Annotated in this window: 11 protein-coding genes; 6 read left to right on the forward strand and 5 right to left on the reverse strand. The window is 43.9% G+C overall.

Features of this window, described 5'->3' with window-relative positions; translation table 11 throughout:
- Positions 1 to 84 precede the first annotated feature (84 nt).
- The 3 genes from I6E61_RS10645 to I6E61_RS10655 all read left to right on the forward strand — a co-directional run bounded on the left by I6E61_RS10645 (position 85) and on the right by I6E61_RS10655 (position 5,215).
- A complete protein-coding gene (locus I6E61_RS10645; RefSeq protein WP_197134440.1) occupies positions 85 to 843 on the forward strand; it encodes a siderophore-interacting protein in 759 nt (252 codons plus the stop codon).
- 523 nt (positions 844 to 1,366) lie between these two features.
- Entirely contained in the window at positions 1,367 to 3,682 is a 2,316-nt protein-coding gene (locus tag I6E61_RS10650) for a FepA family TonB-dependent siderophore receptor (protein ID WP_197134454.1), read from the forward strand.
- Between the two features lie 168 nt (positions 3,683 to 3,850).
- Positions 3,851 to 5,215: a PepSY domain-containing protein gene (locus I6E61_RS10655; RefSeq protein ID WP_197134457.1), complete on the forward strand. Its 1,365-nt coding sequence runs from the start codon at positions 3,851 to 3,853 to the stop codon at positions 5,213 to 5,215.
- A 100-nt stretch (positions 5,216 to 5,315) separates the two neighbouring features.
- Here I6E61_RS10655 and I6E61_RS10660 read toward each other — a convergent pair whose 3' ends face one another.
- The 5 genes from I6E61_RS10660 to I6E61_RS10680 all read right to left on the reverse strand — a co-directional run bounded on the left by I6E61_RS10660 (position 5,316) and on the right by I6E61_RS10680 (position 9,832).
- Positions 5,316 to 5,639 (reverse strand): hypothetical protein, encoded by a 324-nt coding sequence (locus tag I6E61_RS10660; protein WP_197134459.1) that lies wholly within the window; start codon positions 5,637 to 5,639, stop codon positions 5,316 to 5,318.
- A 35-nt stretch (positions 5,640 to 5,674) separates the two neighbouring features.
- Complete coding sequence (locus I6E61_RS10665; protein WP_197134474.1) at positions 5,675 to 6,433, reverse strand: ABC transporter ATP-binding protein; 759 nt, start codon at positions 6,431 to 6,433, stop codon at positions 5,675 to 5,677.
- Between the two features lie 40 nt (positions 6,434 to 6,473).
- Positions 6,474 to 7,586, reverse strand: a complete 1,113-nt coding sequence (locus I6E61_RS10670) for an iron chelate uptake ABC transporter family permease subunit (protein ID WP_265091297.1) — start codon at positions 7,584 to 7,586, stop codon at positions 6,474 to 6,476.
- Between the two features lie 36 nt (positions 7,587 to 7,622).
- A complete protein-coding gene (locus I6E61_RS10675; RefSeq protein ID WP_197134477.1) occupies positions 7,623 to 8,723 on the reverse strand; it encodes an ABC transporter permease in 1,101 nt (366 codons plus the stop codon).
- An 83-nt stretch (positions 8,724 to 8,806) separates the two neighbouring features.
- Positions 8,807 to 9,832, reverse strand: a complete 1,026-nt coding sequence (locus tag I6E61_RS10680) for a siderophore ABC transporter substrate-binding protein (protein ID WP_197134480.1) — start codon at positions 9,830 to 9,832, stop codon at positions 8,807 to 8,809.
- Between the two features lie 433 nt (positions 9,833 to 10,265).
- Here I6E61_RS10680 and I6E61_RS10685 point away from each other — a divergent pair, with 433 nt between their 5' ends.
- From I6E61_RS10685 to I6E61_RS10695, 3 genes are all read left to right on the forward strand, one after another.
- A complete protein-coding gene (locus I6E61_RS10685) occupies positions 10,266 to 11,159 on the forward strand; it encodes a hypothetical protein (protein ID WP_197134483.1) in 894 nt (297 codons plus the stop codon).
- A 209-nt stretch (positions 11,160 to 11,368) separates the two neighbouring features.
- Positions 11,369 to 12,040 carry a MotA/TolQ/ExbB proton channel family protein gene (locus I6E61_RS10690; RefSeq protein WP_197134486.1) on the forward strand — a complete coding sequence of 224 codons (672 nt, stop codon included), beginning with the start codon at positions 11,369 to 11,371 and terminating at the stop codon, positions 12,038 to 12,040.
- Positions 12,041 to 12,174: 134 nt separating this feature from the next.
- Complete coding sequence (locus I6E61_RS10695; protein WP_197134488.1) at positions 12,175 to 12,576, forward strand: biopolymer transporter ExbD; 402 nt, start codon at positions 12,175 to 12,177, stop codon at positions 12,574 to 12,576.
- Positions 12,577 to 12,774 lie beyond the last annotated feature (198 nt).

Below are 12,774 nucleotides of genomic sequence, written 5' to 3' on the forward strand. Positions count from 1 at the left end.
TTTTACCTCTGTTAAAGAACTATTGATTGAGTTGTTATCAGACCCTAAACGTTAGAGATAACTTTATAGAAAAGGATACAAAAAATGGCCAAACCCACCCCTAGAGTTTTAGCTGTTAAAAATATTATCGATATCACGCCCAACATGCGCCGTATTACGCTAGGTGGAGGAGCGTTCGACGGTTTTCCTGCCGATCAGGAAAGCGGCTATATCAAGTTGATGTTTCCACAGGATGAAGGGCGTAAACCGATTATGCGCACTTACACTATTGTCCAGCAGCGTGACAATGAGATCGATGTTGATTTTGTATTACATGGTCTCAACCATCAAGGTACCGAAGGACTGGCATCGCACTGGGCGAAAACAACTGCCATAGGAGATGGAATTTTGATTGGTGGCCCTGGTGAAAAAAAGCTGATTAATCATCAAGCAGACTGGTTTTTGTTGGTAGGTGATATGACGGCACTGCCAGCTATCACAGTGAATTTAGCACAGTTACCTGATGACGCAATAGGTTATGCCGTTATAGAAGTGCTAAGCGAAGCTGACATTCAGTCTATTAACAAGCCGCAAAATATAGAGATTCATTGGGTTATAAATCCAACTGCAAGCGATAGCCATTATCCCTTATTAGAGCAAGTCGAAGCACTGATTTGGTTAGATGGTGAGGCCGCCGTATGGACAGCGTGTGAGTTCAATAGTATGCGAGCACTACGCCAATACTTCAAACATGACCGAAATGTGGCCAAAACCCATTTGTATATTTCGAGCTATTGGAAACTGGACAATAGCGAAGATGAACACAAAGTAATCAAGCGTCAGGATGCAGAGTCTGATGTGTAGCATTTATAACGGTGTAGGCTATCACTGAGGTTTTGGAGGTACTGATAGAGCTTAATAGAGTTTGGAGATGCTGAGCTATCACAGCTGGCATTATGAGACGCTTCTATAGGCATGTTGATCACCGATTTCGCATTTAAAACAACTAGTAGAGGGTGTGTGCAAACATTAATGAGAATAAGTATCATTAATGTTTGCATTATCTTTTCTATATTGCTAAAGTGTGTTCCGTTCATCACAGAATAGTTAAAGGTTCTTTGCTGTCTCTATTCTAGAGAACTTATTGTGATCCATATTTTAAATAGTTGGACTATGCCAGTTGTAGCATCACCAAACTTTTAACCCTACTCAGCACCTACCTTTACGAATTTGCCTTATACCGATATTTAAGCTCTTTGGTCATGCTTTAGTCACACTTTGCATACGCATATTTCATGACATGTTTGTTACGAAGTGGCTAAAAATATTCGCTGTCGGTGCAGCTGAAAGGTACTAATGAGCCTAAGTGCTTCAAGGAACGTTATTTATGTTAAACCAATCAGGTCGCTCTGATCAGTCATACCTCACTTCTCCAAAGAACGCTCAACGCTTAGTGACAGGCAAAGTATTGCTCAGTATCGCTGTGGCTTCTATTCTCAGTAGCACGGCTGTCGCGGTGGAGAGCGATGAGATGGTGACGCAAGCAGCGACTGACCAGGAAGCAGTGCCTACAGCCACACTAGACACGATTGTGGTACGAGCGGCCAGAGAGGAGTTGGAACAAGCGGCAGGGCTGTCTATCATTAGTGAAGAAGCCATCGAAAAAGCATCGCTTTCTAATGACATCTCAGAGATTGTACGTAAAATGCCGGGTGTGAATCTCTCAGGATCATCGACATCGGGACAGCGCGGTAACCAACGTCAAATTGATCTGCGTGGTATGGGCCCCAACAATACGCTAATCCTAATCGACGGTCGTCCAGTGACCTCTCGTAACTCTGTACGTCCTAGCCGTGGTAGTGAGCAAGACACTCGCGGTGACTCGCAGTGGGTACCGCCAAGTGCGATTGAGAGTATCGAAGTATTGCGTGGTCCAGCAGCCGCTCGTTATGGCTCTGGTAGTATGGGCGGCGTGGTGAATATCATCACTAAAAGCCCAACTAAAACCGAGTTCTCTATCACTAGCCATTATGAGGCACCAGAAAGTGATTTAGAAGGCAGTAGCTGGCGCACTAACGTCAATATGGCTGGTGCATTGACGGACAAACTGTCCTCTCGAACCACCCTTGGCTACCATGATAGTGAAGGCGATGATCCTTCTATTAATGCAGCAGAAGCACTAGATGATTCTGTCGCAGCAGGTATTGAGGGTGTTGAAAATATCGATGTGCGCCAAGTGTTTGAATACGCGATGGATGCGATGAATACGGTCGGTTTTGAGGTCAGTTATAGCCGTCAAGAGAATCGCTGGGCAGGTGACTCATTGTTCCAAACGGTGAATGAAAGTCTGGTAAATGAGTTAGAAGGTGAAACGACTAGCAAAATGCAACGTTATGGCGCGGCATTCACCCACCGCGGTGAGTATGACAATGCTAGTAGTAACAGTTACATCGAGTATAATCGGACGGTTAATGAGGGTCTGGCTGTAGGAAGTGCTGGTGGCGGTGAAGGTCAAATTTCGATACCTGATGAAGGAGAAAGTTACGAATGGACAGAAGCGACTTACGATACGTTGAATGCCAAATCAGAATGGGACATTTATTTTGACCGTCATACGTTAACGGCTGGTGCTGAGTTCCGCGGTGAAAGGTTAGATAACCCTGTGGTGTCTGCTTTGGAATTTGACGAAGGTTTTGAGTTTGGTGATGTAGAGACTGATCCTGAAGCGCGCAATCCCACTTCAGATGCTTATCTTGTCGGTGCTTACTTAGAAGACAACTATGAGATTACGCCTGACTGGTATGTGACACCAGGTCTACGCTTTGATTATCATAGTGAAGCTGGTAGTAATTGGTCACCTAGTATCAATACCACATGGCACTTTAGTCCTGACTGGTCAGTGAAAGGCGGTATCAGTCGTGCTTTTAAAGCACCCGGACTTTACCAGCTTGATCCAAATTACATCTACTATACTGGTGGTAATGGCTGCCCATCTTGGGTACCTGACGATGAAAAAGGCTGTTACGTCTTAGGCAATCCTGACCTAGAAAATGAGACTTCTTGGAATAAAGAGCTGACCTTTACTTATGACGATGGTACTGGGCTGTCTGCTGGCTTAACTTATTACCATAACGCCTATGATAACCGCATTGGTGCTGGTATAGACCGAGTAGGTACTATAAGTGTTGTAGAGAACAGCGTAACTGAAGATCGCTCTATCTTTGTATGGGAGAACCAAGGCGAAGCGGTTATTGAAGGTCTAGAAGGCTTCGTAAAAGTTCCTGTCACCGATACGGTGTCATGGTCCTCTAACCTGACGGGCATTCTCCGCTCAGAGCGAAAAGATAATGGCGAGCCGTTATCGCTGATTCCTAAGTTTACTGTGAACACAGGTGTGGATTGGGATATCACGCCTCGCTGGAATGCTAACGCTGATGTGAGCTACTACGGCACGATTGAAGCGCCTGATATTTCGGTGACCACAGGTGATGATCTCGATACAGCGACGCTTGATCGTGATCCGTACGCCATTGCCAATATTAGTACCCGCTATGATCTGACCCAGGCCGTGACCGTGGGCGCTGGTATCAAAAACTTATTTGATAAACAAATATATCGCGAAGGTACCAGTACCAATGCTGGTGCACGTACGTTCAATGAGCCGGGACGTACTTATGTGCTCGACGTTAGCGTTGATTTTTAGCATGTAAGTACATTATTTCTGTCACTAAAAAGGTCTGGGCTTTTGCTCAGGCCTTTTGTGTTGTCAGTAACTTTCTTTAAATGGCTTTCTTGAATTAAGCCTCTTTAAGTGAGCTTGTTTAAACAAACTTCTTTTAATAACTATCATAATATAACAGCAGATTTATTTATGTCATTCAATATTCGCCTTAGCTGTCTTTGGATTCACCGTTATACAGGGCTTGCCATGGCAGCCTTTTTAATTATCGCTGGTATTACTGGCACGTTATTAGCATTTCATGAAGAGTTGGACGATGTGTTCAATCATAAACTGGCTCAGGTTGATGTCCAAGACACGTCGCACCTTCCTATTGCAGTGCTGCATGATAGGGTTGTTAGTGCCTATCCAGAACATAATTTTTCTAGCATGCCGACCTCGATAGCGGCAGACAGGTCGGCAGTATTTTCGGTAGATAGAGCCCGAGGTAAGGCTGCCCAAAATCAACCAAAAGCACCGTTTCAAGAAGTGTATGTGAATCCCTATGACGGTAACATCATCGGCACCCGTGATAAAGATCAATGGGCATTGCACAATACCATGTGGAAAGTTTTCTGGTTGCACCGCGATTTATTGCTTGGTGATATCGGCAAATGGATATTAGGTATCGTGTCTGTCGTTTGGACAGTTAACTGCTTTATCGGTTTTTATTTAACGTTTCCGAGAGCACTTAAAAAGAAAAACTTACAGAAAAAGTCCTCATCGAAAAAACGTGCGTCCTTTCTCAAGCGTTGGCTACCAGCGTGGAAAATTCGTACCAAGAGCAATCTGTTTAAACTGAATTATGACTTGCACCATGCCTTTGGGTTGTGGCTTTGGGGCATGTTATTTGTCATTGCTTGGTCGAGTGTCGGTTTTAATTTACAGCAAGTCTATCGCCCTATCATGCAGGCAGTCGTGGGGCTCGAAGGCAGAGGCGAAAAACAGGAAAAATCGAACAAACCACGTGAAAAAGTTGGGCAGACTGCTAATGCAGGCAGGGCTGCGAGGATTGATGCTACAAAGGGTAAGGCTTTGAATAACGAAGCTGGTAATGTCGATACTATTGATGTCAATGCTATGGATATTGTCAGCAAAGCCAATAGTATTGCTTATCTAAGTGAGCAGGCAGACATCGCTGCCAAAAATAAGGGCCTGACAGTACGTGAGTTATTGGGCATACGTTGGGTAGAGGATGAAGGTCAATGGCAACTGCGCTTTAAAACAGATAAAGATATCGGCAAAAAAGGCGGCGCTTCGTCTATTACTGTCAACGCAAGGACGGGTAGCGTTGAGCGCGTCAACTTTGGCTATCAAAACTCATCATTTGGTAGCAAAGCTGATCAATGGCTATCGACCTTACATATGGGGCATATTAGCCAAGGTATTGGCCATGTACTGTATCAAATATTTTTAGCATTGATAGGTTTGGCTGTGACTGTTTTATCTATTACTGGCGTTTATCTGTGGTGGAAAGGTCGTCAACAGCGATTAAAGGCGTTGCAAAAGGGTAGGTGATATTGCCAGATTCCTAAGGTAGGCTTTTAATTCAGTAACCTAAGGTAGGCTTTTAATTCAGTAAATAGCTACGTACTGAATTAAAGGCATGTCCTAGTTATCACTTGAATTGCAAAAATATTGTGTATGCTATCAAGATAGTAAAAATAAAGGAAGAAAATCTCTCACCTAGCATCACCCATTTATGCCATGTATTATTTTCATCGTAGTTCTTTGTGTAATCTACTGAAGAGATATTTTGAGTAAAATCCATAGGAATAACCACCAATCTTAGAGCATATAAAGTGATTCCTAGCCAAAAAAAAGTATTTGCTATCTCTTTATTTAAAGCATTAAAAATGAACAAGCAAAAGCTAATCACTAAAATTAATATAGATAGATTTTTATAGTTTATCCATCGATTATTCAATAAAGCTTTATGCATCGACAATTCCTTTTTTCGTTTGCAAAGTCCTGTACTTAAACCGCATCAACAATCACTGGACGACCTTGATGGTTTAGCACGGTCACATCGACATTGTATAACTGTTTCATCGTTTCTTGTGTGATCACATCGACAGGCTGACCAACAGCCATCACTTGGCCTTCTTTCATCGTGACCACGGTATCAGCAAATTGTGCGGCTTGATTGATATCATGTAAGACGATGACGACGGTCTTCTGCTGACTATGGCTCAGCTCACGTAGCTCACGCATGAGACGACCAGAATGATACATGTCTAAATTATTTAGAGGCTCATCAAGCAATAGATAGGGCGTATCTTGGCAAACAATCATTGCAATCAGTACGCGCTGACGTTGACCACCGGACAATGTCGATAAGAAGCGGTCGGCCAATAGCTCTAGCTCAAATCGCTCAATAATTTCTAGCACTTTCTGCTGATCGTCAGTAGTCGGTTGTCCCTGATGATAGGGATAACGCCCAAACATCAGCAGCTCATGTACACGCAGTCGCCCTTGGACGTGGTTTTCCTGCCCGAGCATCGCGACCGTCTTGGACAACGTCCGAGCATGGCAACTGACAATATCATGCTCACCAAAACACACTTGCCCTGACTGTAGCGGTTGCAAGCGTGCCATAACGGAAAACAAGGTGGATTTACCAGCACCGTTTGGGCCTATCAACGCAATGACTTGTCCACTTGGTAAGGACAATGTAATGTCATGTAGAATCTGCTGTTTACCGATGTGGTATGAGATGTTGTCTAATTTAATCATAGAGCTTCTTGTCTTTATAGAGTGCTAATTTTTATTGGTATTATCGACGGCGACGTTGTGTCGTAAATATTAATAATAAGAATACTAGGCCACCTGCCAGTTCAATCACAACCGATAGTACGCCAGCCATGCCCAGTACTTGCTCAAAGATAGTCTGACCGAGTACCAAGCAAATCATGGCAACCAGACTGACCAATATCAGCCGCTCGCTGTGGTACATATGGCGGGCGATACGATTGGTCAATGCACATACCAATAAGCCAAAGAAAGTCACAGGGCCGACTAGAGCAGTGGCAGTGGCGACCAATATAGCGATGACAGTCAGCAGGCCAAATGCGAGACGTTGATAATGGATACCAAGGTTGATGGCTTGTGACTTACCAAGCATCAATACATCGCACTGATAGCGCCAACGCCAGACAAATACAGCACTAATGAGGCAAATGAGTAGACTGATACCAAGCAGTTGCGGGTTGATCGTATTAAACTGCGCATAACTGCGAGATTGTACGATGACAAAATCATCAGGATTAATTAGTCTGGCAATCAAGGTTGATAAGCTACGAAACAGCACGCCAAAGATAACACCGACCAGTATTAGCCGCGTCAAATCCTGACTGCTTTTTGAGAATAGCAACTTAAATAGTAATAATGACGCGCCAAACATCAAGACAATTTCAAGTGTGAATTTGGCAAGGGGGTCGATACTGGTAAAGCTAATCGCACCCAAAAAGAACACCAGTAGGCTTTGCAGTAAGATATATAGTGAATCAAAGCCCAACAAGGAAGGCGTGAGAATAGGGTTGTGCGTTAAGGTTTGAAACAGTAGTGTCGACACTCCGATAGCATAGCCGACCACCATTAATGCCAGCAGTTTTTTGCCACGTAATGGTAGGGCAAAGTCCCAATGTCCGTTGACGTTGAGTGTCAAAAATAGCAGCATCGAGATGACCAAGATAGCGGTGGCAATCGACTTTGGATGATTGACGATCCATATCCAAAGTTGTGCCAGACGACTCTGCCAAGCTGTGGCAGTAGCACTGTTTTTCAAAGTGCTATCTTCCAAGGCACCGCTTTCTATCGAGCTGTATTTTGTTGTATTGGTTTTAGCCATGGTCGTTTTTTTAGAGCGAGGCGTAGACGGTGAAAACATGCGCGAATCCTGTAGTATCAAGCATAAATATCAAGCTTATCGATCAGCCGGCGCGCGCAATAGTAGCCATAAAAACAGCACCGTACCGACCACGCCAAATACCGTCGCGACGGGCACTTCAAATGGATAGCGGATAGAGCGACCAATGATATCGCAGAGCAGGACGGCGGATGCACCGAGCAATGCGACTGCTGGCAAGCTACGACGTAACTTATCTCCCATCAGTCGGCTGACAATATTGGGCACGACTAAGCCGATAAAAGGAATCATCCCAACAGTGACCACGACGACAGCACTCATCATCGCAACCATGCCAACGCCAAGCCATGTGACTTGTCGTTTACTAATGCCTAAGTTCAGTGCGATATTATCGCCCAATCCTACGATGGTGAGCTTATCAGCGATGATATAAGCCAACACACACAGACCTCCGGTCAGCCAAAGCAACTCATATCGACCGGCTAGTACACCAGAAAAATCACCAAACTGCCAAACGCTGAGCATCTGCAATGACTCAGTCTGATAAGCGATAAAGGTTGTCACTGCTTCGAGAATGCCGCCAAAGACAATACCAATCAGTGGAATCATCAAAAAATCTGTCGGTGGAATTCGATGAATAAGCAGCATAAACAGCATCATGCCAAATACTGCTGCGACGGTCGCCACACCCATTTTTACAATGAGTGCGCTGGCTGGAAACAGCAGACTGACTACTAGCAGTCCGAGCGCTGCGCTCTGAGTGGCACCAACCATCGAAGGTTCAACAAAGCGGTTTTTTAGCACTACTTGGATAATCATCCCTGCAACTGCCATCGAGATACCAGTTAAGATAATCGCAATAGTGCGGGGGAGTCTGCTAACTAAAAATAGCGAGCTATCAGAGTTGGCGCTATGACTGATAAGGCTGTGTAGAAAACCGGACCACGAAAAATCTGCGACACCAATAGATAAGCTCAATAACACCAAAAGCCCCATAATAATGAGGCTTCCCGTGTTGATTAACCATGGTGGCATGGCGGCACGGCGATGTTTAGTATTTAGACTGTTGCCAATACTTCTTTTCCAACTCGTTGATGCGGCTGGCGAAGAAGTACTGGTTTTAACGCTGGGCTGTGCACGATGTGAAAATAACGACATAACGGCTACTGGCATACAGATGAGGTATAAAAACGGTCATTAAAAACGGCAATCAACCACAGTTAATGGGGCAATGATGGCTTTTACTTAGCGTTAGTAAAGGCATCTTTGATGGTCGTCAAATCTTGCATCCACTGATAATAGCCGCCAAATGCAAGGTAAGAATCTGGGCTTAGATACACCACTTGGTCTTTTTTCCAGGCAGTAGTTTGTGCCACTAATGGATTGTCTAATACCGCTTTTGCACCGACACTGTCTTCGCCGATAGCCGCACTACGATCAATCACAAATAACCAGTCTGGATTTGTCTTTTGCAGATACTCAAACGATATTGGCTGACCATGACGCCCTTCTTTGATTTGATCATCAGCGATGGGTATGTTTACGACGTTATGAATAAAGCCGTAGCGTGATTCAGCGCCATATGTCGACATTTTATTGCCATTGACCATGACCACTAGGCCAGTGCCGCTGTCTTTGGTGACGGCTTTGGTTTCTTCAATCAAACCATCAATGTCTTGTTGTAATTTAGCGGCTTGTTCACTTTTGCCAAGCAATGCGCCTAAATCGGCCAAGCGGCGTTTGCTTGACTCATAGATGTTGGCCGTATCGATAGACATATCTAATGTTGGGGCAATGCCAGAGAGCTCGTCATATTTTTCAGCCATACGTGAGCCAACTAAGATAGCTTGCGGCTGCATCGCATTCAATGCCTCAAGATCTGGCTCAAATACCGTACCCATGCTTGCAGGTTCTGGTTGGTTTTTAGACTTCAAATTATCTAGATGCATCCCACTAGGGGCGCCATCAATCGCAACATCAAGCGCTGCCAAATCCTGCATCAATGTCATGTCATACACCACGATTGGCGATGGGTTTACCGCTAATTCGACATCTCCTTTTACGGTATCCACTGTGATAGTGCTAGCAGCGCTGTTATCGGCCGTTTGATTTTCAGTCGTGGTATCTGTTGGCTCAGAGTCAGTTGATTCTGGTGAGCTACAGCCTGCCACACTGATACTAGCAATGAGTGCAGTCGTCATAGCAGTCAATAATGGGCGTCTAAAAAAGGCGCTAGGAGAGCGGTTAGACAATAAAGCGATAGACATAGATAACTCGGTATATTAGCGGTTTGGGCAGATTATTAAAAATATGATTACCCATATAAAAATGAAATGAGTTTGTCTAATGTGATGTATATACCAGACAATGCTCGGCGGTATTTATTTAACTGTTATAGTTTTTATGAGGTGGTTGTGCACTTATAACTTAAAGTGTTTAATTATCTTACGGTGTAAAATAAAAGATAGCGTTCGATAAGTAATTTTTTATAAGTGCTATAAGCTGTTAAAGAACCGCAATGATAAGGCAATTGAGATTCATTATCAATATAAATGATAATGATTTTTATTAACAAGGTAGATTTGGTTTGTTATAATTGTATTAATAAAAGAGCGATTATCTCAATTTATTATTGATAATAATTATCGTTTGCATTATTATCTACGCCATTCTATCTCAGTTAATTAATATTAGGGTGTTATGAGTTCAACGAATTTAGACGCGCCATCACCTAAGTTGACGCTTGCGACTATTGCGGTAGTTGTGGGATTGCATGTGCTGACGGCAGTAGCATTAGCGGCGGTCAAAACGCCTGAGATGAAAGTAGAACCAGAAAAAGTGACGCCACCTATTGAAATAGAGCTGATTACGCCTCCACCACCTCCACCACCTGTGGAGGTTGAAGAGATAAATCTGAAAGAAGATCCAGAGCCGGTTAGAGAAGTTAAGCCTAAACCAAAAGCGAAGCCAGTTGCTGCACCCAAGCCTAAAGTTGTTCAGAAAAAGCAGCCAGTAGAGAAGCCTAAACCTGCCAAATTGCCGCCGCCACCTGCCCCACAAAAAACTGCCCCTCAAAAGAGCCTTGATACGAAAGTGGCTGATGATCAGCGTAGACTTTTGGCAGCGCAAGCGGAACAAGCAAGAAGAGATGCATTATTAGCAGAACAACAGACAGCACAAGCCAATGCGGCTGCAATAGCAGCACAGGTAAAAGCTGCTGCTGATGCCAAAAAAGCTCAAGAGATAGCTGATGCTAAAGCCGCTGCCGATGCACAGGCAAAAGCCGATGCGCGGGCAAAAGCGGATGCAGAAGCCGCAGCTGCCGCAAGCAATACGCCACAGTCTTTTAGTGGTAGCGATGCATCATGGATAGTAGCGCCAGATTTTACAGACATTTCTAGTAAGTCTCAGACCTTGACGATACGGTTTACTGTGACAAAACAAGGTGTGATTCAAGGTATCGATGTTAGTGGTAAGGATCGGGATGCAGTTCGGGAAGTTAAAAAGAGAATGCGTAATAGTAAAATAAAGCCTTTTATAAGAGGCGGGGTAGCGGTCGTGGGTAACGTTACTATGTCAGTTGTTGTCCAATAAAGGTTTATATGAAGTCTACTACCTGATAGTTAATATTATTTATTTATAAAAGTAACCTCAGCAAAAGTAATTTTCTGACAAGCAGCTTCAAAATCTACAACTATTTTTTTTAACAACTATCATGATTTTAATGGATAGTTGTATAACACGATAAAACACGTCAACTACATCAATATCAAGCCATAACACAAAAGACGAAGGAGTCTGACATGGACTTTATGCAATACTGGCAATATAGTGACATGGTGACCAAAACCTTGTTCTTTGTACTATTCGCTTTATCCCTTATCTCTTGGGTGACGGGTATCATTCGTGTACTACAAAGCCGCAAGTTGGCGGCGACGGTTGCCGATGATTTAACTCATCAAATCCAAGCCAAACAGACTGGGTTGATAGAGCAGGATGCACCCACTCGTCGCTTGGTGATAGAGCAGGCGTTACTCAAGCATATTGGACGCTATCGCTTTTCTAGTGAGCGTGGCCTGCCTATTCTTGGTACGACGGCAGCGATTGCCCCATTTATTGGTTTATTTGGTACCGTATGGGGCATTTTTCATGCGCTGCATAATATTGGTACGAGCGGACAAGCAGGCTTGGGTCAAGTAGCAGGGCCAGTCGGTGAGGCACTTATCATGACAGGCCTAGGTATCGCTGTGGCTATTCCAGCGGTGGTTTTTTATAACCTCGCTGTACGTATCAATCGCCGTGTGATGTATCAGGCAAATGATAGAGCGCATGACTTGCTGGCGGATTCTGCAAATATAAAAGCAGTAGCGAACACGCAGCCTACCGAGCAAGTAACTTCAGTGAAAAGCTCAGCTGACACGCAAGCGAGCAATACTAATAAACAGTATCGTAATGTGTCTACTTCACAGTTATAGACGGCATCGTGAGATAGCGACGGTTACCTTTAGTGGGTAACAGCGATTTCTATCGTTGTATAAGTAACGATGCAACAAACAGTGAAGACAAGTACTGACTAAGCACACATAGCAAGCATATATTGAGAGTAATTATGGCATTTCAGTTAGGTGATGATGACGTCCAAGGCATGAATGAGATGAACCTCATTCCGCTTATCGATGTCATGCTGGTTTTGATGATTATCTTTTTGTTGACTGCGACCGTTCTTAATCCGACTGTTCCGCTTAACCTGCCGGAGACGAGTGCACAAGTCAATGAGCCGCCACCAGAAACGATTCAGATCAGTATTGATCAGGATGCGGGCGTGTTTTGGGACAGTGATCCGATCACGATAGAGGAGCTAGATAAGCGTCTACAGCAGGAAAGCGCGCAAGGCAAAAATCCTTCTATTCAGCTGCGTGCAGATAAAGAAAGCAAGTATGACACGGTCGCACAAGTACTGGCATCTGCTAGCGAAGCAGGGCTGACCAAGATAGCTTTTGTCAATGAGTAAGGTGGGGTGAGATTGTCATATGATGATTGCTAGATAGCCAACCATCAGATAGGTACATAGCAAGATAGGTAGCTAGTATAATAATAAAATAAAAATAATAAACTTTTCTCCAACCTCACTGAGTACTTAAACCTCAAATTAAGTACTCAGTGAGGTTTTCTTTTTTACTAGCGATGCTTTATTTTTATAATAATGTCT

The organism is Psychrobacter sp. NZS113 (genome assembly GCF_015864825.1).
In the GTDB taxonomy this organism is placed as follows: Bacteria; Pseudomonadota; Gammaproteobacteria; order Pseudomonadales; family Moraxellaceae; genus Psychrobacter.

Excerpts from the sequence above, each read along its gene's own strand:
- I6E61_RS10645 (WP_197134440.1), top strand. The coding sequence starts at position 85 with ATGGCCAAACCCACCCCTAGAGTTTTAGCTGTTAAAAATATTATCGAT.
- I6E61_RS10650 (WP_197134454.1), top strand. The coding sequence starts at position 1,367 with ATGTTAAACCAATCAGGTCGCTCTGATCAGTCATACCTCACTTCTCCA.
- I6E61_RS10655 (WP_197134457.1), top strand. The coding sequence starts at position 3,851 with ATGTCATTCAATATTCGCCTTAGCTGTCTTTGGATTCACCGTTATACA.
- I6E61_RS10660 (WP_197134459.1), bottom strand. The coding sequence starts at position 5,639 with ATGCATAAAGCTTTATTGAATAATCGATGGATAAACTATAAAAATCTA.
- I6E61_RS10665 (WP_197134474.1), bottom strand. The coding sequence starts at position 6,433 with ATGATTAAATTAGACAACATCTCATACCACATCGGTAAACAGCAGATT.
- I6E61_RS10670 (WP_265091297.1), bottom strand. The coding sequence starts at position 7,586 with ATGTTTTCACCGTCTACGCCTCGCTCTAAAAAAACGACCATGGCTAAA.
- I6E61_RS10675 (WP_197134477.1), bottom strand. The coding sequence starts at position 8,723 with ATGTCGTTATTTTCACATCGTGCACAGCCCAGCGTTAAAACCAGTACT.
- I6E61_RS10680 (WP_197134480.1), bottom strand. The coding sequence starts at position 9,832 with ATGTCTATCGCTTTATTGTCTAACCGCTCTCCTAGCGCCTTTTTTAGA.
- I6E61_RS10685 (WP_197134483.1), top strand. The coding sequence starts at position 10,266 with ATGAGTTCAACGAATTTAGACGCGCCATCACCTAAGTTGACGCTTGCG.
- I6E61_RS10690 (WP_197134486.1), top strand. The coding sequence starts at position 11,369 with ATGGACTTTATGCAATACTGGCAATATAGTGACATGGTGACCAAAACC.
- I6E61_RS10695 (WP_197134488.1), top strand. The coding sequence starts at position 12,175 with ATGGCATTTCAGTTAGGTGATGATGACGTCCAAGGCATGAATGAGATG.